This is a genomic window from Chromobacterium sp. FG22 (genome assembly GCF_057809415.1).
This window is the reverse complement of record NZ_JBMDJX010000011.1, coordinates 12,911-35,537: the sequence shown is the minus strand read 5'-3', so window position 1 is coordinate 35,537 and position 22,627 is coordinate 12,911. Positions and strand designations below refer to the sequence as shown.

General features: G+C 58.7%; 17 protein-coding genes and 5 tRNA genes. 4 read left to right on the top strand and 18 right to left on the bottom strand.

Features of this window, described 5'->3' with window-relative positions; translation table 11 throughout:
* Positions 1-116: 116 nt before the first annotated feature.
* From rpoC to rsmD, 16 genes are all read right to left on the bottom strand, one after another.
* Positions 117-4,313, bottom strand: a complete 4,197-nt coding sequence (rpoC, locus tag ACODSD_RS12575; protein WP_107797908.1) for a DNA-directed RNA polymerase subunit beta' — start codon at positions 4,311-4,313, stop codon at positions 117-119.
* A gap of 54 nt (positions 4,314-4,367) precedes the next feature.
* Positions 4,368-8,543 carry a DNA-directed RNA polymerase subunit beta gene (gene rpoB, locus ACODSD_RS12570; RefSeq protein ID WP_488877508.1) on the bottom strand — a complete coding sequence of 1,392 codons (4,176 nt, stop codon included), beginning with the start codon at positions 8,541-8,543 and terminating at the stop codon, positions 4,368-4,370.
* A gap of 158 nt (positions 8,544-8,701) precedes the next feature.
* Entirely contained in the window at positions 8,702-9,073 is a 372-nt protein-coding gene (gene rplL / locus ACODSD_RS12565; RefSeq protein WP_019102910.1) for a 50S ribosomal protein L7/L12, read from the bottom strand.
* A gap of 36 nt (positions 9,074-9,109) precedes the next feature.
* The gene (gene rplJ, locus ACODSD_RS12560; RefSeq protein ID WP_107797906.1) at positions 9,110-9,607 is read right to left on the bottom strand and encodes a 50S ribosomal protein L10; all 498 of its coding nucleotides are present in this window, start codon (positions 9,605-9,607) and stop codon (positions 9,110-9,112) included.
* 86 nt (positions 9,608-9,693) lie between these two features.
* A tRNA-Thr gene (locus ACODSD_RS12555) sits at positions 9,694-9,768 on the bottom strand.
* 179 nt (positions 9,769-9,947) lie between these two features.
* Positions 9,948-10,643, bottom strand: coding sequence for a 50S ribosomal protein L1 (rplA, locus tag ACODSD_RS12550; protein ID WP_048416069.1), 696 nt, complete (start codon positions 10,641-10,643; stop codon positions 9,948-9,950).
* The gene (gene rplK / locus ACODSD_RS12545; RefSeq protein ID WP_048416070.1) at positions 10,643-11,074 is read right to left on the bottom strand and encodes a 50S ribosomal protein L11; all 432 of its coding nucleotides are present in this window, start codon (positions 11,072-11,074) and stop codon (positions 10,643-10,645) included. Before rplK ends, rplA begins: the two co-directional genes overlap by 1 nt.
* Before the next feature lie 99 nt (positions 11,075-11,173).
* Positions 11,174-11,707, bottom strand: a complete 534-nt coding sequence (gene nusG / locus ACODSD_RS12540; protein WP_048411720.1) for a transcription termination/antitermination protein NusG — start codon at positions 11,705-11,707, stop codon at positions 11,174-11,176.
* Positions 11,707-12,063: a preprotein translocase subunit SecE gene (secE, locus tag ACODSD_RS12535; protein WP_107797905.1), complete on the bottom strand. Its 357-nt coding sequence runs from the start codon at positions 12,061-12,063 to the stop codon at positions 11,707-11,709. Before secE ends, nusG begins: the two co-directional genes overlap by 1 nt.
* Positions 12,064-12,131: 68 nt before the next feature.
* Positions 12,132-12,207: transfer RNA gene (locus tag ACODSD_RS12530), tRNA-Trp, on the bottom strand.
* Positions 12,208-12,217: 10 nt separating this feature from the next.
* A complete protein-coding gene (tuf, locus tag ACODSD_RS12525) occupies positions 12,218-13,408 on the bottom strand; it encodes an elongation factor Tu (protein ID WP_227106574.1) in 1,191 nt (396 codons plus the stop codon).
* 40 nt (positions 13,409-13,448) lie between these two features.
* A tRNA-Thr gene (locus ACODSD_RS12520) sits at positions 13,449-13,523 on the bottom strand.
* Between the two features lie 22 nt (positions 13,524-13,545).
* Positions 13,546-13,619 (bottom strand) — tRNA-Gly (locus tag ACODSD_RS12515).
* A gap of 53 nt (positions 13,620-13,672) precedes the next feature.
* A tRNA-Tyr gene (locus ACODSD_RS12510) sits at positions 13,673-13,757 on the bottom strand.
* Between the two features lie 138 nt (positions 13,758-13,895).
* Positions 13,896-14,147, bottom strand: a complete 252-nt coding sequence (locus ACODSD_RS12505) for a YfhL family 4Fe-4S dicluster ferredoxin (RefSeq protein WP_107797927.1) — start codon at positions 14,145-14,147, stop codon at positions 13,896-13,898.
* A 104-nt stretch (positions 14,148-14,251) separates the two neighbouring features.
* The gene (gene rsmD / locus ACODSD_RS12500) at positions 14,252-14,809 is read right to left on the bottom strand and encodes a 16S rRNA (guanine(966)-N(2))-methyltransferase RsmD (protein ID WP_107797926.1); all 558 of its coding nucleotides are present in this window, start codon (positions 14,807-14,809) and stop codon (positions 14,252-14,254) included.
* A gap of 237 nt (positions 14,810-15,046) precedes the next feature.
* On the opposite strand from rsmD, the gene ftsY reads away from it, so the two are divergent.
* The 4 genes from ftsY (at position 15,047) to rpoH (ending at position 18,872) form a co-directional block, all read left to right on the top strand.
* Complete coding sequence (gene ftsY / locus ACODSD_RS12495) at positions 15,047-16,204, top strand: signal recognition particle-docking protein FtsY (protein ID WP_488877507.1); 1,158 nt, start codon at positions 15,047-15,049, stop codon at positions 16,202-16,204.
* 60 nt (positions 16,205-16,264) lie between these two features.
* Positions 16,265-16,918: a cell division ATP-binding protein FtsE gene (gene ftsE / locus ACODSD_RS12490; RefSeq protein ID WP_043592279.1), complete on the top strand. Its 654-nt coding sequence runs from the start codon at positions 16,265-16,267 to the stop codon at positions 16,916-16,918.
* On the top strand, positions 16,915-17,823 hold the full coding sequence (gene ftsX, locus ACODSD_RS12485; protein WP_107797924.1) for a permease-like cell division protein FtsX: 909 nt from the start codon (positions 16,915-16,917) through the stop codon (positions 17,821-17,823). The genes ftsE and ftsX overlap by 4 nt, the downstream gene beginning before the upstream one ends.
* A 185-nt stretch (positions 17,824-18,008) precedes the next feature.
* The gene (rpoH, locus tag ACODSD_RS12480; RefSeq protein WP_107797923.1) at positions 18,009-18,872 is read left to right on the top strand and encodes an RNA polymerase sigma factor RpoH; all 864 of its coding nucleotides are present in this window, start codon (positions 18,009-18,011) and stop codon (positions 18,870-18,872) included.
* Between the two features lie 72 nt (positions 18,873-18,944).
* Here the strand turns inward: rpoH and ACODSD_RS12475 are convergent, their stop codons facing one another.
* Positions 18,945-20,729 carry a PglL family O-oligosaccharyltransferase gene (locus ACODSD_RS12475; protein WP_488877506.1) on the bottom strand — a complete coding sequence of 595 codons (1,785 nt, stop codon included), beginning with the start codon at positions 20,727-20,729 and terminating at the stop codon, positions 18,945-18,947.
* A 75-nt stretch (positions 20,730-20,804) separates the two neighbouring features.
* Positions 20,805-22,616 carry a PglL family O-oligosaccharyltransferase gene (locus tag ACODSD_RS12470; protein WP_488877505.1) on the bottom strand — a complete coding sequence of 604 codons (1,812 nt, stop codon included), beginning with the start codon at positions 22,614-22,616 and terminating at the stop codon, positions 20,805-20,807.
* Between the last annotated feature and the right edge of the window lie 11 nt (positions 22,617-22,627).

The following is a 22,627-nucleotide window of genomic DNA, read 5'->3' as shown; positions in this document are numbered from 1 at the left end:
AAAACAACGCCGCCCCATCACCTTAACCGTTGATAGGGCAGCGTTTTTTCAACACTTTGCGTCAGGGCCTTCCGAGGCGGGCAATTCCGCCCCTTTCCGGCCAGGACGACTAAGCGTTATTCGTTGCTGTCGAGCGCGTCGGCCGGGGCGATGTCGAAGAACTGAGCTTCGGCCGCTTCCAGCGTATGCTGCGTCGAACCGCGACGGGTGCGGTGGTAAGCCAGGCCGGTACCCGCCGGGATCAGACGACCGACGATCACGTTTTCCTTCAGGCCGCGCAAGTCGTCCTTCTTGCCCATGATCGCCGCTTCGGTCAGCACGCGGGTGGTTTCCTGGAAGGAAGCCGCGGAGATGAAGGAGTCGGTGGACAAGGACGCCTTGGTGATACCCAGCAGCACGTTTTCGTACTGCGCAGGCTCGCGGCCTTCCGCCAGCATCTTGTCGTTCATTTCCAGCGCGTCGGCGCGTTCCACCTGCTCGCCCTGGATGAACTCGGTGTCGCCGCTGTCGGAGATGATCACGCGACGCAGCATCTGGCGAATGATCACCTCGATGTGCTTGTCGTTGATCTTCACGCCCTGCAGACGATACACCTCCTGCACCTCTTGAACGATGTAGCGGGCCAAGGCCTCGATACCCTGCAGACGCAGAATGTCGTGCGGATCCACCGGACCGTCGACGATGGATTCGCCGCGGTTCACCACCTGACCGTCGTGCACCAGCACGTGCTTGTCTTTCGGGATCAGGTTTTCGTAACCGTTGCCCTCCAGATCAGTAATGATCAGGCGCTGCTTGCCCTTGGTGTCCTTGCCGAAGGAGATCGTACCGGTCACTTCCGCCAGCATGCCGGCGTCTTTCGGCGAACGCGCTTCGAACAGCTCGGCCACACGCGGCAGACCACCGGTAATATCGCGGGTCTTGGACGATTCTTGCGGGATGCGGGCCAGCACTTCGCCCTTGCCCACTTCCTGACCGTCGCGCACCGTGATAATGGCGCCCACCTGGAAGGTGATCGATACCGAGGCTTCGGAACCGGCCAGCTTCACTTCGTTGCCGTTGTCGTCCAGCAGCTTCACCAGAGGACGCAGCATCTTGGACTGCGAACCGGCGCGGCGCTTCGGATCGATCACCACCAGCGTCGACAGACCCGTCACTTCGTCGGTCTGCTTGGCTACGGTGTTGCCCTCTTCCACGTTTTCGAACTTCACGCGGCCCGCGTACTCGGTGATGATCGGACGGGTGTGCGGGTCCCAAGTGGCCAACACGGCGCCCGCCTTGATCACCAGACCGTCGGTGACCATCAGGGTCGCGCCGTACGGCACTTTGTGACGCTCGCGCTCACGGCCCATATCGTCGTGGATCACCACTTCGCCGGAGCGGGTGATGACGATCAGCTCGCCCTTGGTGTTCGCCACATAGCGCATCTGACTGGAGAAGCGCACGGTGCCGTTGGACTTGCCCTCCACCTGGCTGGCGGCCGCGTTTCGCGACGCCGCGCCACCGATGTGGAAGGTACGCATGGTCAGCTGGGTGCCCGGTTCGCCAATGGACTGGGCGGCGATCACGCCGATGGCTTCGCCGGCGTTGACGCGCTTGCCGCGCGCCAGGTCGCGACCATAGCACTTGGCGCACAGGCCGTAGCGGGTGTCGCAAGTGATGGCGGTACGCACCTTCACTTCGTCGATGCCCAGGCTGTCCACCACGTCCACCAGATGCTCGTCCAGCAGCGTGCCGGCTTCGATCACGGTCTCGCCGGTGGACGGATCCACCAGGTCGATCGCGGCCACGCGGCCCAGGATGCGGTCGCGCAGCGGTTCGATCACGTCGCCGCCTTGCAGCACGGCCTTCATGGTGAAGCCGTTGCTGGTGCCGCAATCGTCCTCGATCACCACCAGATCCTGGGTCACGTCGACCAGACGACGCGTCAGGTAACCGGAGTTCGCGGTCTTCAAGGCGGTATCCGCCAGACCCTTACGCGCACCGTGAGTGGAAATAAAGTACTGCAGTACGGTCAGGCCTTCGCGGAAGTTCGCGGTAATCGGCGTCTCGATAATCGAGCCGTCCGGCTTGGCCATCAGACCCCGCATGCCGGCCAGCTGCTTGATCTGAGCGGCGGAACCCCGCGCGCCCGAGTCGGCCATCATGTAAATGGAGTTAAAGGATTCCTGATCGACTTCCTTGCCTTCGCGGTCCAGCACCTTCTGCTTGGACAGCTCGTCCATCATCGCCTTGGCGATCTTGTCGCCGGTGCGGCCCCAGATGTCCACTACCTTGTTGTAGCGTTCGCCCTGGGTCACCAGACCTTGACGGTACTGCTCTTCGATCTCTTTGACTTCCTTCTGCGCGTCGGCGAGCAGGTCGACCTTCTTGGCCGGGATCTGCATATCGTCCACGCAAATGGAGATGCCGCCGCGAGTGGAGTAGGCGAAACCGGTGTACATCAACTGGTCGGCGAAGATCACGGTATCGCGGATGCCGCAACGGCGGAACGATACGTTGATCAGCTTGGAGATTTCCTTCTTCTTCAGCGCCTTGTTGATGTGCTCGAACGGCAGGCCTTTCGGCAGGATGTCGGACAGAATGGCGCGGCCCACGGTGGTGTCGTAACGCTTGATCACCGGCTGGAACTCGCCCTGCTCGTCTTTTTCCCACTCGCGCAGACGCACGGTGATGCGCGTCGCCAGCTCAACCTGACGGGTTTCGTAGGCGCGATGCACTTCCTTGGTGTCCGCAAACACCATGCCTTCGCCCTTGCCGTTCACCTTATCGCGGGTCATGTAGTACAGACCCAACACGATATCCTGCGACGGCACGATGATCGGGTCGCCGTTGGCCGGGGACAGCACGTTGTTGGTGGCCAGCATCAGGGTGCGGGCTTCCATCTGCGCTTCCAGCGACAGCGGCACGTGAACAGCCATCTGGTCACCGTCGAAGTCGGCGTTGAACGCCGCGCAGACCAGCGGGTGCAGTTGGATGGCCTTGCCTTCGATCAGCACCGGCTCGAACGCCTGAATACCCAGGCGGTGCAGCGTCGGCGCGCGGTTCAGCAGCACCGGATGCTCGCGGATCACGTCTTCCAGGATGTCCCAGACTTCCGGCACTTCCTGCTCTACCAGCTTCTTGGCCGCCTTGATGGTGGAGGCCAGACCCATCACTTCCAGCTTGTGGAAGATGAAGGGCTTGAACAGTTCCAGCGCCATTTTCTTAGGCAGGCCGCACTGATGCAGACGCAGGGTCGGGCCCACGGTAATCACGGAACGACCGGAGTAGTCCACGCGCTTACCCAGCAAGTTCTGACGGAAACGACCGCCCTTGCCCTTGATCATGTCGGCCAGCGACTTCAGCGGACGCTTGTTGGCGCCGGTCATCGCCTTGCCGCGACGGCCGTTGTCCAGCAGCGAGTCAACCGATTCCTGCAGCATGCGCTTCTCGTTGCGCACGATGATGTCCGGCGCGCGCAGTTCCAGCAGGCGCTTCAGACGGTTGTTACGGTTGATCACGCGGCGGTACAGATCGTTCAGATCGGAAGTCGCGAAGCGACCGCCGTCCAGCGGCACCAGCGGACGCAGTTCCGGCGGCAGCACCGGCAGCACTTCCAGGATCATCCATTCCGGCTTCATGCCGGAACGCTGGAAGGCCTCCAGCACTTTCAGGCGCTTGGAGATCTTCTTGATCTTGGTGTCGGAGCTGGTCGCCTTGAGTTCGGCGCGCAGGGTCTCGATCTCGCTGTCCAGGTTCAGCTTCTTCAGCAATTCCTTGACCGCTTCGGCGCCCATCATGGCGACGAACTCTTCACCGTACTGGTCTTCCTTGTCCAGGAAGTCCTCTTCGGTCAGCAGCTGACGGTATTGCAGCGGGGTCATGCCCGGATCGGTCACCACGAACGCTTCGAAGTACAGCACGCGTTCGATGTCGCGCAGCGTCATGTCCAGCACCATGCCCAGACGCGACGGCAGCGACTTCAGGAACCAGATGTGCGCGGTCGGGCTGGCCAGCTCGATGTGGCCCATGCGTTCGCGACGCACCTTGGACAAGGTGACTTCCACGCCGCACTTCTCGCAGATCACGCCGCGATGCTTCAGGCGCTTGTACTTGCCGCACAAGCACTCATAGTCCTTCACCGGTCCGAAGATGCGCGCGCAGAACAGGCCGTCGCGTTCCGGTTTGAAGGTACGATAGTTGATGGTTTCAGGCTTTTTTACTTCACCATAAGACCAGGAACGGATCTTGTCAGGCGAGGCGATGCCGATCTTAATCGCATCAAACTCTTCTTCTTGCGTAACTTGCTTAAAGAGGTCGAGCAGAGCTTTCATTGCGTCTCCAGTCAGGGGACAGGCGCGGCGGCTTGCCGCGCCCATTCAACCCAATCAATAACGTTCCAGGTCCATGTCGAGGCCGAGCGAACGGATTTCCTTCACCAGCACGTTGAAGGATTCCGGCATGCCGGCATCGATCTTGTGCTCGCCCTTGACGATGTTCTCGTACACCTTGGTACGACCGGTCACATCGTCCGACTTCACGGTCAGCATTTCCTGCAGGGTGTAGGCGGCGCCGTAAGCTTCCAGCGCCCAAACCTCCATCTCACCGAAACGCTGGCCGCCGAACTGGGCCTTACCGCCCAGCGGCTGCTGAGTCACCAGCGAGTACGGGCCGGTGGAACGCGCGTGCATCTTGTCGTCGACCAGGTGATGCAGCTTCAGATAGTGCATCACGCCCACGGTGACCTTGCGGTCGAAGGCTTCGCCGGAGCGGCCGTCGTACAGGGTCATCTGGGTCTTGGACTCATTAAAGCCCATTTTCTCGGTCAGCGGGTCCGCATCCGGGTAGGCCAGATCCAGCATGTGCTTGATCTCGGTCTCCTTGGCGCCGTCGAACACCGGCGTCGCGAACGGCATGCCCTTGCGCAGATTGTCCGCCAGGGCCAGCACTTCGTCGTCGCTCAGCGAGGCGATGTCCTCGACCTTGCCCGCTTCGTTGTAGATGCGCTCCAGATAGCCGCGCACCAAGGAAGCGTTCTGCTGATCCTTGATCATGCGGTCGATGCGCTCGCCGATGCCCTTGGCGGCCCAACCCAGATGCACTTCCAGGATCTGACCGATGTTCATACGCGACGGTACGCCCAGCGGGTTCAGCACGATGTCGACCGGACGGCCGTCGCCCATGTAAGGCATGTCTTCGATCGGCAGGATGCGCGATACCACGCCCTTGTTGCCGTGACGGCCGGCCATCTTGTCGCCGGCCTGCAGGCGGCGCTTAACGGCCAGGTAAACCTTGACCATCTTCTGCACGCCCGGCGGCAGCTCGTCGCCCTGGGTCAGCTTGCGCTTCTTGTCTTCGAACTTGAGGTCGAATTCTTCGCGCTTCTGCGCCAGGCTTTCCTTGATCAGTTCCAGCTGCTTGGCGATGTCTTCATCGGCCATGCGGATGTCGAACCAGTCGTGCTTGGACGGCAGATCGGCCAGGTATTCCTGATCGATCACAGTGCCCTTCACCAGACGCTTCGGACCGCCGTTGGCCACTTTGCCGACGATCAGACGCTCGATACGGCTGAAGGCGTCGTTGTCGAAAATACGCAGCTGGTCGTTCAGGTCCAGGCGATAGCGCTTCAGTTCCGAATCGATGATGGACTGGGCGCGCTTGTCGCGCTCAATGCCTTCGCGGGTGAACACCTGAACGTCGATCACGGTGCCCACGGTGCCGGTCGGTACGCGCAGCGAGGTGTCCTTCACGTCGGAAGCCTTCTCGCCGAAGATCGCGCGCAGCAGCTTCTCTTCCGGGGTCAGCTGGGTTTCGCCCTTAGGCGTCACCTTGCCCACCAGCACATCGCCGGCTTCGACTTCGGCGCCGATGTACACGATGCCGGATTCATCCAGACGGCCGGCCATGCGCTCGGACAGGTTCGGGATGTCGCGGGTGATTTCCTCGGGGCCCAGCTTGGTGTCGCGGGCAACCACGGACAGTTCTTCGATATGGATCGAGGTGTAGCGGTCTTCGGCGACCAGCTTCTCCGAGATCAGGATCGAGTCCTCGTAGTTGTAACCGTTCCACGGCATGAAGGCGATGGTCATGTTCTGACCCAGCGCCAGCTCGCCCAGGTCGGTGGAGGCGCCGTCGGCCACCACGTCGCCGCGGGCGATGTGGTCGCCCACTTTCACCACCGGACGCTGGTTGATGTTGGTGTTCTGGTTGGAGCGGGTGAACTTGGTCAGGTTGTAGATGTCCACGCCCACTTCGCCGGCAACGGCTTCTTCGTCGTTGACGCGAACCACCACGCGGGTCGCGTCGACATAGTCGACCACGCCGCCGCGACGCGCCACCACGGTGGTGCCGGAGTCAACCGCCACCGAGCGCTCGATGCCGGTGCCCACCAGGGCTTTTTCCGGACGCAGGCAAGGCACGGCCTGGCGCTGCATGTTGGCGCCCATCAATGCGCGGTTGGCGTCATCGTGTTCCAGGAACGGAATCAGCGAAGCGGCGACGGACACCACCTGACCGGTGGCCACGTCCATGTACTGTACGCGGTCCGGAGTCGCCAGAATGGTTTCGCCCTTCTCGCGGCAGGTCACCAGCTCGTCGATCAGGGTACCTTCTTCGCTCAGCTCGGCGTTGGCCTGAGCAATCACGTAGCGGCCTTCTTCGATCGCGGACAGGTAGTCGATCTCGTTGGTGACCTTGCTGTCCACTACCTTGCGGTACGGGGTTTCCAGGAAGCCGAACTCATTGGTGCGCGCATAGACGGACAAGGAGTTGATCAGACCGATGTTCGGGCCTTCCGGCGTTTCGATCGGGCACACGCGGCCGTAGTGGGTCGGGTGTACGTCGCGCACTTCGAAGCCGGCGCGTTCGCGGGTCAGACCGCCCGGGCCAAGAGCCGATACGCGGCGCTTGTGGGTGATTTCCGACAGCGGGTTGGTCTGGTCCATGAACTGGGACAGCTGCGAGGAGCCGAAGAACTCCTTGATCGCGGCGGACACCGGCTTGGCGTTGATCAGGTCGTGCGGCATCAGGTTGTCGGATTCCGCCTGATTCAGGCGTTCCTTGACCGCGCGCTCCACGCGCACCAGGCCGGCGCGGAACTGGTTTTCGGCCAGTTCGCCCACCGAACGCACGCGACGGTTGCCCAGGTGATCAATATCGTCCACTTCGCCGCGGCCATTGCGCAGCTCGGTCAGGATGGCGATCACGGACACGATGTCTTCAGTCGACAGCGTGCCTTCCATCACATCGCGACGCTCGGCGAACTTCTCGCCGATCAGCACCTTGAACCACTCAGGGGTCTTGTCGTCGAATTTGTACTGGTAGGTGCGCGAGCTGAACTTCATGCGGCCCACGCGCGACAGATCGTAGGTTTCTTCGCTGAAGAACAGACGCTGGAACAGCGCTTCCACCGCGTCTTCCGTCGGCGGTTCGCCCGGACGCATCATGCGGTAGATGGCCACGCGGGCCTGCAACTGGTCCTGGATGTCGTCGGCGCGCAGCGTCTGGGAGATGTAGGAGCCCTGATCCAGATCGTTGGTGAACAACACTTCCACCTGCTGGATATCGGCCAGCGCCAGCTTGGCCAGCACTTCCTCGGTCACTTCGTCGTTGGCGCGCGAAATCAGCTCGCCGGTGTCGGCGTTGGCGACGTTGTGCGCCAGCACCTTGCCCAGCAGCGCGTCGGCCGGCACTTCGATGCGGTCCAGCTCAGCGGTCTGGATGTCGCGGATGTGCTTGGCGGTAATACGCTTGTCCTTGGCCACGATCAGCTTGCCGTCGGCGGCAACGATGTCGAACTTGGCCACTTCGCCCTTCAGACGATCCGGAACCACGCGCATGAACACGCCGCTCTTGGTCAGGTAGAAGGTGTCGAAGCTGTAGAACTCGGACAGGATTTCTTCGTTGGTGTAACCCAGCGCCTTCAGCAGGATGGTCACCGGCATCTTGCGGCGACGGTCGATACGGAAGTACAGCAGGTCTTTCGGGTCAAACTCGAAGTCCAGCCAGGAACCGCGGTAAGGAATCACGCGGGCGGAGAACAACAGTTTGCCGGAGGAATGAGTCTTGCCGCGGTCGTGCTCGAAGAACACGCCCGGGGAACGATGCAACTGAGAAACGATGACGCGCTCGGTGCCGTTGATGATGAACGAACCATTGGTCGTCATCAGCGGGATTTCGCCCATGTACACTTCGTTCTCGCGCACTTCCTTCACCACCGGCTTGGAAGACTCTTTGTCGAAGATGGTCAGGCGGATGCGCGCGCGCAACGGAGCGGCGTAGGTAATGCCGCGCAGTTGGCACTCCTGCACGTCGAACGGCGGCTCGCCCAAGACGTAATGAGCGAAGTCCAGACGCGCATAGCCGTTATGGCTGATGATCGGATAGATCGATTTGAACGCAGCCTGAAGGCCCACATCCCTACGCTGGTCAAGCGGCACACCCAACTGGAGAAATTCGGTGTAGGAATCAATCTGGGTCGCCAACAGGAATGGGACATCGAGAACACTGGCACGCTTCGCAAAACTTTTACGAATACGCTTCTTCTCAGTAAACGAATAACTCATAGAGTCTCCATCGAGGTGGGGTGGCGCAAGCAAGAAACCAAAAGTCAGCAGCCACGCTCAATAATTGCTGGCTTTTACCTTCTTCGTTTCGGCCAACTACAAGCGCAATAAGGCTGGCGGATTTCTCCGCCAGCCTCACCCTCTTTTTTCAAAGAAGATTATTTGATTTCAGCCTTAGCACCGGCTTCGGTCAGCTGTTTCAGGATGTCGTCGGCTTCAGCCTTCGCCACGCCTTCTTTCAGGGCTTTCGGAGCGCCGTCAACCAGGTCTTTGGCTTCTTTCAGGCCCAGACCGGTGATTGCGCGCACAACCTTGATCACGCCAACCTTGTTGTCGCCAGCGCCAGTCAGGATAACGTCAAACTCGGTTTTTTCTTCAGCGGCAGCAGCGCCGGCGCCAGCCGGGCCAGCAACAGCAACAGCAGCGGCGGAAACGCCGAACTTCTCTTCGAACGCCTTAACCAGGTCGTTCAGTTCCATCACGGTCAGACCAGCAACGGCCTCGAGGATGTCTTCTTTGGTGATTGCCATGTGAAAATCTCCTGAATTCTATAAGAATCAAATAAGTTAAGCGGCTTCGGCTTGCTTCTTGTCGGACAGGGCGGCCAGCGCGCGGGCGAAGCCAGCGACCGGAGCCTGCATAACGTAGAGAAGCTTGGACAGCAGTTCTTCGCGGCTCGGGATGGACGCGAGCTCAGCAACCTGAGCGGCGTTCAGCACCTGGCCATCGTAGGAACCTGCTTTGACGATGATTTTGTCGTCAGCCTTGGCATATTGATGCAGCACCTTGGCAGCAGCTACCGGGTCGGTGGAAACAGCGTAAACCAGCGGGCCGACCATTTGGTCAGCCAGACCGGCAAACGGAGTGCCTTCCACAGCACGGCGAACCAGCGTGTTCTTCAGAACGCGCAGGTATACGCCATTCTCGCGCGCCTGAGCGCGGAGTTTGGTCATGCTGCTTACCTCGATGCCCCGATATTCAGCGATAACGAGGGTCTGAGCGTCTGCCAGCGTGGCAGATACTTCAGCTACGACCGCCTTTTTATCTTCGATATTGAGACTCAAGGTCTACCTCCTAGACTGAAATGAAGCGAAAGGATTTTCGCTTCGCTTTGCAGCGGCGACCTACATCAGGAGACATCATAAAGAACTGGTGCTCATGGGCGGAATTGAACCGCCGACCTCTCCCTTACCAAGGGAGTGCTCTACCCCTGAGCTACATGAGCTTGAACTTTGTTCAGAAGCCTGTTTCGGGTACACCATCTGCGTAGGGTGCGGACTTCCATACTGGCAAATCTGCGATTAAGCCTTGCGGCGCCTACGGTCTTTGACAACCTGGCAAGCGAACTTGCCAGCCCAAAGCCTTGGCGAGGCGGCGAACCGCCCCGCCAAACTCAAACAGCGATTAAGCGCTGATCGAGTTGGTATCTACACGAGCGCCGACACCCATGGTGCTGGATACGGCGATCTTTTTCAGATACACGCCCTTGGAAGCTGCCGGCTTGGCTTTCACCAGGGCATCAACCAGAGCGGAGAAGTTTTCACGCAGGGCTTCGGCTTCGAAAGAAGCGCGGCCGATGGTGGCGTGAACGATACCGGCCTTGTCGGTACGGTACTGAACCTGACCGGCCTTGGCGTTTTTCACGGCCTCGGCTACGTTCGGGGTCACGGTGCCCACCTTCGGGTTCGGCATCAGGCCGCGCGGGCCCAGGATCTGACCCAGCTGACCGACAACGCGCATGGCGTCCGGGGAGGCGATCACGATGTCGAAGTCCAGATTGCCGGCTTTAACCTGCTCGGCCAGATCGTCGAAACCAACGACTTCGGCGCCAGCGGCTTTAGCGGCTTCAGCGTTCGCGCCTTGAGCGAACACGGCAACGCGTACGGACTTGCCGGTACCGCGCGGCAGAACCACGGAACCACGAACCACTTGGTCGGATTTACGCGGATCCACGCCCAGATTCACGGCCACGTCGATGGACTCGTCGAATTTGGCGGTGGCGGCGGCTTTCACCAGGGAGATCGCTTCGTCGATAGCGTACAGCTTGTTGCGATCAACGCCAGCCTTCAGAGCTTGCAAGCGCTTGGAAACCTTAGCCATTACACGCCCTCCACTTCCAGACCCATCGAACGGGCGGAGCCGGCGATGGTGCGAACAGCGGCGTCCAGATCGGCAGCGGTCAGATCCGGCTGCTTGGTCTTGGCGATTTCTTCCAGCTGAGCGCGAGTCACTTTACCCACCTTGTCGGTATTGGCCTTGGCCGAACCGGACTTGATGCCAGCAGCCTTCTTCAGAAGGATGGTGGCCGGCGGGGTCTTCATCACGAAGGTGAAGGACTTGTCCGCAAATGCGGTAATCACTACGGGAATCGGCAGACCCGGCTCAACGCCTTGGGTCGCGGCGTTGAACGCCTTGCAGAATTCCATGATGTTCAGACCACGCTGACCCAGGGCCGGACCGATCGGCGGCGACGGGTTGGCTTTGCCAGCGGGCACTTGCAGCTTGATATAGCCGACAATTTTCTTTGCCACGATTAAACTCCTAGTTTGGGTATAGCGCGAGCGTCAACTCGCTTCCCGACGAAAGCGCAACAGTATACACGCTTAAAAAAAGCTTGCCAAGAGGCAGGCTTACAACTTTTCAACCTGACTGAATTCGAGCTCAACCGGGGTGTCGCGGCCAAAAATCTGCACCGACACGCGCAGCTTGTTGCGCTCGTAGTTCACTTCGTCGACCGAACCGTTGAAATCGTTGAACGGGCCGTCGATAACACGCACCTTCTCGCCCACTTCGAACAGAACCTTGGGCTTCGGCTTTTCCACGCCCTCTTGCATCTGCTGCATGATGGCCTCGACTTCCTTCTTGGAAATCGGCGCCGGGCGGTTGGCGGTACCGCCAACAAAACCGGTCACTTTCGGCGTGCTCTTGACCAGATGCCAGGTATCGTCGGTCATTTCCATCTCGACCAACACATAGCCCGGGAAAAACTTGCGCTCGGTAATGGAGCGACGGCCATTCTTGACGTCGACAACCTCTTCCACCGGCACCAGGATTTGACCAAATTGATCGGCGACATGAGAACGCTCGATGCGCTCGCGCAACGCCTTTTGCACGCTTTTTTCAAAGCCAGAATAAGCGTGAACCACATACCAGCGCATTGCCATTATTTACCTCGACCGAGAATCACATCATAAAACAACCAGGAAAGACTGGAGTCCACCAACCACATGAACAAGGCCAGCACCAGCACGAAAACAAACACCATGCCGGTCATCTGCATCGCCTCTTTGCGAGTGGGCCACACCACCTTGCGAGCCTCAACCAGAGACTCGTTGGCGTAAGTGACGAAACTCTTGCCCGGCTGCGACAACCAAACCGCCCCAACCGCCAGAATCACGCCGGCCACAAACGAAAGCGCGCGCAAAATACCCTGATCCGCCGGAATCATGTAAAAGCCGACGATACCGGCCGCCACCAGCAAACCGGCCAGCGCCAGCTTGATTTTATCTTGCATTTCCATGTCGATATCTTCTCTTGCGCGTATGCGACAAAAGACCAACCGGCGCACAAGCGCCGGCTGGTCTTAATTGGCAGGCCAGGAGGGTCTCGAACCCCCAACCCTCGGTTTTGGAGACCGATACTCTACCAATTGAGCTACTGGCCTTTAAACCTGATTAAGCGATGATCTTAGCTACCACACCGGCGCCGACGGTACGACCGCCTTCGCGGATGGCGAAACGCAGACCATCTTCCATGGCGATCGGAGCGATCAGCTCAACCGTGATCTCCACGTTGTCGCCCGGCATTACCATTTCCACGCCTTCCGACAGGGTAACGGCGCCCGTTACGTCAGTGGTACGGAAGTAGAACTGCGGACGGTAGTTCGCGAAGAACGGGGTGTGACGGCCACCTTCGTCTTTGCTCAGTACGTACACCGAAGCCTGGAACTTGGTGTGCGGGGTGATGGAACCCGGCTTAGCCAGTACCTGACCACGCTCAACGTCTTCACGCTTGGTGCCGCGCAGCAGCACGCCCACGTTGTCGCCAGCTTGACCTTGGTCCAGCAGCTTGCGGAACATTTCCACGCCAGTGCAAGTGGTCTTCGCGGTAGCCTTCAGGCCCACGATTTCCAGTTCTTCACCGACTTTAACAATGCCGCGCTCTACGCGACCGGTTACCACGGTGCCGCGGCCGGAGATCGAGAACACGTCTTCGATCGGCAGCAGGAACGGCTTGTCGATGGCGCGTTCCGGAGTCGGGATGTAGGAATCCAGAGCAGCAGCCAGCTTGAAGATGGCCGGTTCGCCGTATTCGGACTGGTCGCCTTCCAGCGCCAGACGAGCGGAGCCGATCACCACCGGGGTGTCGTCGCCCGGGAAGTCGTAGGAAGACAGCAGATCGCGAACTTCCATTTCAACCAGTTCCAGCAGCTCAGCGTCGTCCACCAGGTCGGCCTTGTTCAGGAACACGATGATGTACGGAACGCCAACCTGACGGGACAGCAGGATGTGTTCGCGGGTTTGCGGCATCGGACCGTCAGCGGCCGAGCACACCAGGATAGCGCCGTCCATCTGGGCAGCACCGGTAATCATGTTCTTAACGTAGTCGGCGTGGCCCGGGCAGTCTACGTGAGCGTAGTGACGGGACTCGGTTTCGTATTCTACGTGAGCGGTATTAATGGTAATACCACGAGCCTTCTCTTCCGGCGCGCTGTCGATCTGGGAGTAGTCCTTGGCTTCGCCACCGAACTTCTTCGACAGAATAGTGGTGATCGCAGCGGTCAGAGTGGTTTTACCATGGTCCACGTGACCGATGGTGCCGACGTTTACGTGCGGTTTAGTCCGCTCGAACTTTTCCTTAGCCATGGCAAAATTTCCTGGATACGAAACAACACAAAGTAAATGGTGGTGCCCATGGGCAGAATTGAACTGCCGACCTCTCCCTTACCAAGGGAGTGCTCTACCCCTGAGCTACATGGGCCCTTTAAAACAGGCTACACGCTTGGAGCGGGTGAAGGGAATCGAACCCTCGTCGTAAGCTTGGAAGGCTTCTGCTCTACCATTGAGCTACACCCGCCTGCAACAACAACCTCGAGCGACTTTCATCGCACACGCCAAGACGCTAAATTCTGGTGGAGGGAGAAGGATTCGAACCTTCGAAGGCAGAGCCGTCAGATTTACAGTCTGATCCCTTTGACCGCTCGGGAATCCCTCCTGAAAGAGACCCGAATATTATAGATAGCCCCGATGGCCGTCAACCGGTTTTTGCATTTTTTTCTAATTATTTTGCCCGCAAAAGCAAAGCGCCCCGGCAAGCCCGGGGCGCTTCCAATAAATTCAAAAACTTAGCGCGTCACGCCTGGCCGGATATCCGCAGATACTTCTGATGCAAGACCTCTTGAGTCTCCTCGTGAGACGGATCCAGAGGGATGCAATCGACCGGACAGACCTGCTGGCATTGCGGCTCGTCGTAGTGGCCGACGCACTGGGTGCACAGATTGGGGTCGATTTGATAGATTTCCTCGCCTTGGGAAATCGCGTTATTGGGGCACTCCGGCTCACAGACGTCGCAGTTGATGCATTCGTCGGTAATCATCAAAGACATAGTAAATTCCTCAAGTATTCCACAACATGAATTTTGTCACCCGACAGTCGGGCTCGCAAGTTCGCCCCGTTATATATTTATGAGACTGGCTGCAGGCAAACCGCTCAGGCCGGCTCCGCCGCCCGGCGCAGCAAACCGTAATGCACCTGGCCGGCCTTAGCCCGCTTCAGCACCTCCCAGCCCGGCAGCTCTTCGGGCCAACGGCGGCTTTCGATATACGCCAGGCCGTCCTCGCTCATCACCTGAGCCAGCAAAGGCAAAACCTGCGTCAGCAAATCGGTGTCGAACGGCGGGTCGACGAAGACGACGTCGAAACGATCTCGGCAGCCCTTCAGATAGGCCAGGGCATCGAACTGCGCCACATCGATGCTCGCGGCGGACAATAACTGCCGGTTGGCTTTCAAGGACTCGGCCACCACGCGGGATTTCTCCACCATCACCACGCGCCGCGCCTCGCGCGAAGCCGCCTCAAAGCCCAGAGCCCCGCTTCCGGCGAAAAGATCCAGGCAGGATTTGCCGTACAGCTGCTGGCCCAACCAGTTAAACAAAGTCTCCCGCACACGGTCCGGCGTTGGCCGTAAACCCTGAGCGTCGGGAAACGGCAATAGCCGGCGCCGATACTCGCCACCGATGATTCTGACCGTGTTACGCGACTGACTCATAATTCCAAGCTCAAAAAACAAGGGGCTGAGTGTAACCCGATCCGCGCCGTCGCGCCTCATTGTCGCGCAAACCGGCCGCCATCTGTCGTCGCTCACGCCACAAAAAGCCGTCTATTCCTTATATATAGATTTCAACGATGCGGCGCCTCCGTCTCCCGCCGCGCAGCAACAATTGGGTAAGCACCTCCATTTGAGGATACAATTTAGCCATTTACCGAATTCCGCCGGCCTTTACGCATGTTTAGCTTCTTCAAAAGAAAAACCCAATCCGAGCCCACGCCTCCGGCAACCGCCCCAGCGGAGCCGACGGCCGATATCCAGCCCGCCGCGCTGCCCGATGCGGACGCGCCAGCCACCCAGTCCGAAACGCGGACACCCGAGCCGCAGCAAGCGCAGCCCGAGCCGATGCCCTCGACGCCCGCCCCCATCGCACCGGCTTCGCCGCCGGCGGCCGAGCCGCTTGAAGCCGAGCCGCTCTCGCTGAAGAAAATGAGCTGGGCCGAACGCCTGAAGGCCGGGCTGTCCAAAACCCGCGACAAGCTGGGCAAATCCCTGGCCGGCCTGTTTGGCGGCGGCAAGATAGACGAGGAGCTGTACGAAGAGCTGGAAACCGTGCTGCTCACCGCCGACATGGGGGTGGACGCCACCTTGCACCTGCTTGGCGACGTGCGCGAGCGCGTTTCGCTGAAAGGACTGAAAGACGCCTCGGAACTGAAAGACGCGTTGAAGGATTCGCTCGGCGACCTGATCTCGCCGCTGGAAAAGCCGCTGGACGTCAGTGGCAAGAAACCTTTCGTCATCATGATGGCCGGCGTCAACGGCGCCGGCAAGACCACATCGATAGGCAAGCTGGCCAAGTACTATCAGAGCCAGGGCAAGAGCGTGCTGCTCGCCGCCGGCGACACTTTCCGCGCCGCCGCGCGCGAACAGCTGATGGCCTGGGGCGAACGCAACAACGTCACCGTGATCGCCCAGCAAGGCGGCGACTCCGCCGCCGTCTGCTATGACGCGATCCAGGCCGCGGTCGCCCGCGGCATCGACATCGTGCTGGCAGACACCGCCGGCCGCCTGCCCACCCAGTTGCACCTGATGGAGGAAATCAAGAAGGTGAAGCGGGTGATCCAGAAAGCCTTGCCCGACGCGCCGCATGAAATCATCCTGGTGCTGGACGCCAATATCGGCCAGAACGCCATCACCCAGGTCAAGACCTTCGACGATGCCCTCGGCCTGACCGGGCTGATTCTGAGCAAGCTGGACGGCACGGCCAAGGGCGGCGTGATCGCGGCCATCGCCAAGCAACGTCCGGTTCCGCTGCGTTTTGTCGGCGTGGGCGAAAGCATAGACGACCTGCGGCCGTTCAAGGCCAAGGACTACATCGACGCGCTGTTCGACTGAACGCATCAGCCATTGCAAGCTCTCACTCTTGCCGTCACCAGCTAACGCGGGAACAGAATAATGATCCAGTTCGACCAGGTCACCAAGCGCTACCCAGGTGGCAATGAAGCCCTGAAAAACCTGTCTTTCAACATCGACACCGGCGAGATGGTCTTCCTCGCCGGCCATTCCGGCGCCGGCAAGTCCACCTTGCTCAAGCTGATCGCCGGCATAGAGCGCGCCACCGCGGGCGGCGTCGTCGTCAACGGCCAGAACCTGTCCAAGCTGCGCTCCAGCCAGATCCCCTATGTGCGCCAGCACATCGGCCTGGTGTTTCAGGACCACAAGATCCTGTTCGACCGCAGCGTGTTCGACAATGTGATGCTGCCGCTGGACATCATCGGCTTCGATCGCCGCGACGCCGCCAAGCGCGTGCGCGCCGCGCTGGACAAAGTAGGCCTGCTCGGCAAGGAAAAGAGCATGCCTATCCGCCTGTCAGGCGGCGAGCAGCAGCGCCTGTGCATCGCCCGCGCCGTGGTGCACCGCCCCAGCATCCTGCTGGCCGACGAACCTTCCGCCAACCTGGACCGCGCCTATGCGCTGGACATCATGGAATTGTTCAAATCCTTCCACCAAGTGGGCGTCACCGTATTGATCTCCGCTCACGACGAGACCCTGATGGAAGACTACGGCCGCCGAATCATTCGCCTGCGGGAAGGACAATTTGCCGCATGAAACATTATCTCTATCTGAACTGGCAAAGCGCCAAACTCGCGCTGATCAAGATTCTGCGGCAACCTTTCGGCAGCCTGCTGACCTTGCTGATGCTATCGCTGGCGCTGGCCTTGCCACTCTCGCTTTATCTGGCCGTCAGCAGCGTGCAAGACTGGGTGGGCCGGCTGAGCGCCACGCCGCAAGTCACCCTGTTCATGGAACAGTCATCGGAAGAGGCGGACCTGGCCGCGGTGACCTCCACGCTGACGCATCACCCCAAAATCAAGAGCTACAGCTTCGTCAGCAAGAGCAAGGCGCTGGCCGATATGGAAAAGCGCAACGGCCTGCCGGGCCTGGCCGACGGTCTGGACAGTAATCCGCTGCCGGACGCCTTCGTGGTCACGCCGAAGGCGCTGGAGCCGCGTGAGCTGGAGATGCTGCAAAAAGAGCTCTCCGGCCTGCCCATGGTGGAACAGGCGCAATTCGACGCGGACTGGGCCAAGCGTTTGTACGGCATGGTGGAAATGGGCAAGCATCTAACCTGGTTCATGGCCATCGCCCTGGGCCTGGCGCTGGTGCTGGTGACCAATAACGCGATCCGGATGCAAATCCTGGCGCGCCAGGACGAAATCGAGGTGTCCAAATTGATAGGCGCGCCGGACAGTTTCATCCGCCGCCCCTTCATGTACCACGCGATGTGGCAAGGCATCCTGGCCGGCTTGGCCGCCTGGGCGCTGACCGGTTGGCTGACCTCGGTGGCCAATCCGGCGATTCGCGAATTCGCCCAGTTGTACGGCGAACGGGTGGAACTGCGCAATCTGAACCCGATCGAACTGGCAGTCGCCGTCGCCGTCTCCGCCCTGCTGGCGATGCTGGGCGCCCGCCTCGCCTCCGACCATCATCTGCGCAAGATAGAACCCAAATGAAACGCGGCCGCTTACACGCGCATGTAAGCGGCGCAACAACTGTTAATCAGAGCAAACGGCGTCGGCGCACCGGCTGCGCTACTATCGAGACGATAGAAAAAATCATTGACGCTGGAACCTTTCATTGCTAGCACTCTCCATATACGAGTGCTAACATATCACTACCCAAGGAGGTAGTTATACAGATGACCACAACATTTGCTTTGCCCGTCCCGTCCACCAGCGGCAGCCTGGAGCAATACATCCAAGCTGTGAACAGCGTACCCATGCTGACGCCTGAGCAGGAAAACGAGCTTGCAACGCGCTTCCAGGAGCAAAACGACCTGGAGGCCGCGCGCCAGCTGGTGCTCTCGCACCTGCGCGTGGTGGTATCGATTTCCCGCGGCTACTCCGGTTACGGCCTGCCGCAAGCCGACTTGATTCAGGAAGGCAATATCGGCCTGATGAAAGCCGTCAAACGCTTCGAGCCCGACCGCGGCGTGCGCCTGTTTTCCTTTGCCGTGCACTGGATCAAGGCCGAGATTCACGAATTCATCCTGCGCAACTGGCGCCTGGTGCGCATCGCCACCACCAAGCCTCAGCGCAAGCTGTTCTTCAACCTGCGTAGCATGAAGAGCAGTTTCTCCGCGCTGTCGGAAAACGAGGCCCGCCAAATCGCTGCCGATCTGGGCGTCAAGCCGGAAGAAGTCCGCGAGATGGAAACCCGCATGAGCGGTCAGGACATCGCCTTGCTGGCGGACGACAACGACGACGACGGCTACGCGCCGATCGACTGGCTGGCCGATCATCACAATGAGCCCACCCGCGAGATGGAGCGCCGCGCGTTCGATCATCTGCAGACCGAAGGCCTGCAACAGGCTTTGGCCACGCTGGACCCGCGCAGCCGCCGCATCGTTGAAGCGCGCTGGTTGGCCGACGACAGCGGCTCCACGCTGCACGAGCTGGCCGCCGAATTCGGCGTGTCCGCCGAGCGCATCCGCCAGATTGAAGCCAAGGCTTTGGGCAAAATGAAGACCGCCCTCAGCCAAGGCGTGGTGATAGAAGGCTAAGCGTCTTCCGCTCAATAAAAAACCACAGGCCTCAGCCTGTGGTTTTTTTGTGTCCCGAGCACTAGAAAGCGCTTACTCCAACATGGTCTGGTACTTCGCCGGCAGCTTGGCATAGGCCTCGCGGGCCACCGCGCGCAGAGGCTCCCATTCCGCCCTGTCATCGTCCAGCGTACCCAGAAACACGCCGGCGTAAGTGGGGAACGATGCCAGCGTCGTCCGCAAGGTCTGCTCCGCCTGAACCTGCTTTCCCGCCAAAATTTCCAACTGCGCGCGCTTCAGCATCACTTCCGGATAAGGACGGAACGCGGTCAGCCGGTTCTCCAGCGCCAGCTTGCGCTCAAGTTGCTCCGGCCCTACTTTCAAGTAGTCGTCCACGGTGTAAAGCGCATGATAGGCGAACAGCGGCTTGGTGTCCGCGATCTCGATCAGACGCTCCATCCGCGTTGCATCGCGCTTGGCGTCATTGGTCGGCGTATACAGGCCCACCAGCTCCCAGAACATCGACAGACTGCTGATCGACAGCCAACCCATCCAGACCAGCGCCGCGAATAACGGCAGGCGCAGCGGCCAAGCTAGCTGACGATCCCCTCGCGGTGCCATTGCGGCGAAGATCACCAGCATTGCCAGGAAGTAGTAATACCACAGCGGATACTCCAACATGCTGTGCGTCAGCGTCACCGCCAGGCAACCCAAAGCCAACACCCCTTCCAGGGTGGCGCGACGGCCAAAGAACGGCCACAGCGCCCAGGCAAAACCACCGACGATCAATAAGGTGGCCACGCCGCCCATCTCGGCCAGCAATTGCAGCACCAGGTTATGGGAATTGGTGAACAAGCCGCTGTTGAAGCCGGATGCGGCGAATTGCGGCAGCGGCTGCAAACGCACGCTCTCCGCGGCAAACTGCGACCAACCCACCCCCGTCAGCGGATGCGACTGGAAGCTCAACCATGCTTTGTGCATTTCGGCGAAACGCCGCGACCCCATATCGTCGCCATTGGCCGCCAGACGGGCCAGGCCGGAAGTGTTCTGCAAGTTTTCATGCGTCAGCCAGGAAATCAGCTGATTGAACCAAGGCAGGGCGAACTGCATCGCCAATACTACCAGGCAAGACAACCACATCGCCCACAGCATCCGGCGCGACTCCGCGCTGCCGATGCGCCAATGCCACAGCGCGGCCAGACCGGACAAGGTCAGCAGGTACAATAGAATGGTGCGAGAGCCCGCCCAGCCCAACATCAAGGCCAGGCCGAGCACCAGTATCGCCAAGCCCCAACGCGGCAGCCGGCCGGCCGCGTACAAATACACGCCGGCCACTACCGACCACATCAAATAATGCGCGTATTGATTGCGCTGGCCGATATGGCCAAAAATATTGCTGGTGGGATGCGAGCCATCGTAAAACAAGCCCAGCTCCGCGGCGTAACCGGTCAACTGAGCCACGCCTATCGCCGCCTGCACCAAGCCGCCCACAATCAAGGCCCAGGCCAACCAGACCGCGAACGGCCGCTCCCCCATTTCCTCGCGCAAGGACACGGTGACAGCCGCGAGCAAGCCCGCAGCCAGCCAGGCCAAGGCGGTGGCGTAATTCATCCCGGGGAACAAGGCCTCCACCCAGAACGGCTGCCCGGCCCACAGCAGGCCCATGGCCAGACACCACCAGGCGCTACGCGGCATGTAGCGGAATAACGATCCGCTAGGCAACAAGAAGACCGCCGCCGCCAGCAGCAGCCAGACCACATTGATTTCGCCAAACCACTGCGGCAGCGGCACATAGTGGATGCGCGAGGCGAAAGGCAGGATGGCGATGAGGCATAGAGCCAGCATCGCCAGGAATGTGGAAAATCTTTGAGCACTCATATTACGGCAGTCGTTTGCTAGATGGAGGACGCAGGATACCTCAAGCAGGCGCTCAAACAAACTGCATCCTAGCGGTCAAAACAAGGGCTTGCGCGTCACGGGCGCGGCCACAGTCATCACTGCGGCACGCTGCGCAGCTTGGCTATAGGCAGGGTACTTTGCATAGGCTTGGGCGGCAGTCAGCGCCACGTCCTTCAAAGGCGTAACATTAGGTTCAGGAACCCTTGCCAACATTTCTGAAAACTCTTTGACGTAATCTGGATAGTTGGCAATTGCAACTTTTAACGACTGCAAGGCATCCCTCTGCTGGTCGTTTAACGCTTGGAAAATGGCTAATTTTATCAAAATATTAGGGTAGGGTCGATAACTTGCCAGCGAGTTAAAATGAGCCAACTTTATATCCAGTTGCTCGCGACTCGGCAGCATATAATTACCAATAACTAGATCAACCTCTCTTGCGAAGAAAGGATTCTTACTCATTGAGGACAACTGCTCCAAGCGTAATATATTTTCTTTTGCCTCAACAACCGGAAAATTATTCCTAACAATCACAAAAAATGGGAACACCCCTAAAACAAAATACAAAATGAATCCAAATCCAAAAACACAGGAAAATATTTTCAGAAGCGCTGGTCGAAGCAAAAAAGCATGCCCTTTATTTCCTGCCAACGCACAGATCAGTATAAGCATGATCAAAAACGGCATGTACCACAATGGATACTCAAACATGCTATGCGTCAACAGCACCATCAGCACACACAACATCCAGAAAGATTCTATCTTCTTTTTTGCCCCGATCACAAACCACCAGATATAAAAAACAAAACCTAACACAACAGGTAAGACTCCTGCCAGCCCAGACTCTGCCAAAAGTTGGAAAAATAAATTATGGCTATGGGTAAACAACCAACTTTCTGAAAACTTTGGCAGCCCAGCCATCAACTCCATCTTTGCGGCTTCCGCGGCAAAGCCCCCCCAGCCAAGCCCAAACCATGGGTGCTGAGAAAACATCAACCACGCCTTAGTCCATTCAATGCGTCTTTTTGCAGCAAACCCCCCATCCGAGATACGTTCCGCTCCGCTAACCACATCAACAGACAATCCCATATAATTTAGAAATGCAACAATATCACGACTCAAAATTTGAAATATTGCAATTAATAATACTGCGATCGACACAGCCATCGCTAATCGGCCGAGCTCTTTTTGCGCTCTTTCTTTTCTAAACCAATACCAAACCAATACACTAGCCAACAAAGCATAAATCAAAGGCAAGCGAGCACCAGACCATGACATCGAAAGCACAACTGGGAGCAAACACAATACAGCAAACACCACTCTAAGTTTATTAATCGCATACAAATAACAGATAGACAACACACCCCAAAACAGAAAATTAGCGTACTGGTTACGCTGAGCAATATTTCCTATCACAGCATTAGATTTTGGATCATACACAACAAACCCATTAAAAAGATAGGCTAACTTTACTGCTTGCAATATACCCACCAACGATTGCAACAATGAAAAAAAAGTGACTACACAGGCAAGCACAAAGATCAGATTATCGGCATCCGATATACTGAGACAACTTCTAAGCAAAATAGAAAACAGGGCCAACCCAATAAACAATAGTGCTAAGTAGCCATAAAAACTGGAATGCAACACAGAAAAAGCAAGCACAAGTAGGACCAGTTCAAGCCACGAAACAAGGACTCTATCAATATTCAATAGACACAAGCCACACATGGCCACACCAAGAAGCGCAAGTGCAGAAGCATCAGAAAACCAATCCGGAAGTGGCGCATAACGCAGCCAACTTAAAAATGGGGCAGAAACTGATAGGGCAATAAAAAAATAAACTAATATCTTTATATTTTTATTCATAATAAAAGGGT

Coding starts and splice junctions, on each gene's coding strand:
- secE (WP_107797905.1), bottom strand. CDS start 12,063: ATGGAAATGCAAGATAAAATCAAGCTGGCGCTGGCCGGTTTGCTGGTG.
- rplL (WP_019102910.1), bottom strand. CDS start 9,073: ATGGCAATCACCAAAGAAGACATCCTCGAGGCCGTTGCTGGTCTGACC.
- nusG (WP_048411720.1), bottom strand. CDS start 11,707: ATGGCAATGCGCTGGTATGTGGTTCACGCTTATTCTGGCTTTGAAAAA.
- ftsE (WP_043592279.1), top strand. CDS start 16,265: ATGATCCAGTTCGACCAGGTCACCAAGCGCTACCCAGGTGGCAATGAA.
- rsmD (WP_107797926.1), bottom strand. CDS start 14,809: ATGAGTCAGTCGCGTAACACGGTCAGAATCATCGGTGGCGAGTATCGG.
- ftsY (WP_488877507.1), top strand. CDS start 15,047: ATGTTTAGCTTCTTCAAAAGAAAAACCCAATCCGAGCCCACGCCTCCG.
- rplA (WP_048416069.1), bottom strand. CDS start 10,643: ATGGCTAAGGTTTCCAAGCGCTTGCAAGCTCTGAAGGCTGGCGTTGAT.
- ACODSD_RS12475 (WP_488877506.1), bottom strand. CDS start 20,729: ATGAGTGCTCAAAGATTTTCCACATTCCTGGCGATGCTGGCTCTATGC.
- rpoB (WP_488877508.1), bottom strand. CDS start 8,543: ATGAGTTATTCGTTTACTGAGAAGAAGCGTATTCGTAAAAGTTTTGCG.
- rpoC (WP_107797908.1), bottom strand. CDS start 4,313: ATGAAAGCTCTGCTCGACCTCTTTAAGCAAGTTACGCAAGAAGAAGAG.
- ACODSD_RS12505 (WP_107797927.1), bottom strand. CDS start 14,147: ATGTCTTTGATGATTACCGACGAATGCATCAACTGCGACGTCTGTGAG.
- ACODSD_RS12470 (WP_488877505.1), bottom strand. CDS start 22,616: ATGAATAAAAATATAAAGATATTAGTTTATTTTTTTATTGCCCTATCA.
- ftsX (WP_107797924.1), top strand. CDS start 16,915: ATGAAACATTATCTCTATCTGAACTGGCAAAGCGCCAAACTCGCGCTG.
- rpoH (WP_107797923.1), top strand. CDS start 18,009: ATGACCACAACATTTGCTTTGCCCGTCCCGTCCACCAGCGGCAGCCTG.
- tuf (WP_227106574.1), bottom strand. CDS start 13,408: ATGGCTAAGGAAAAGTTCGAGCGGACTAAACCGCACGTAAACGTCGGC.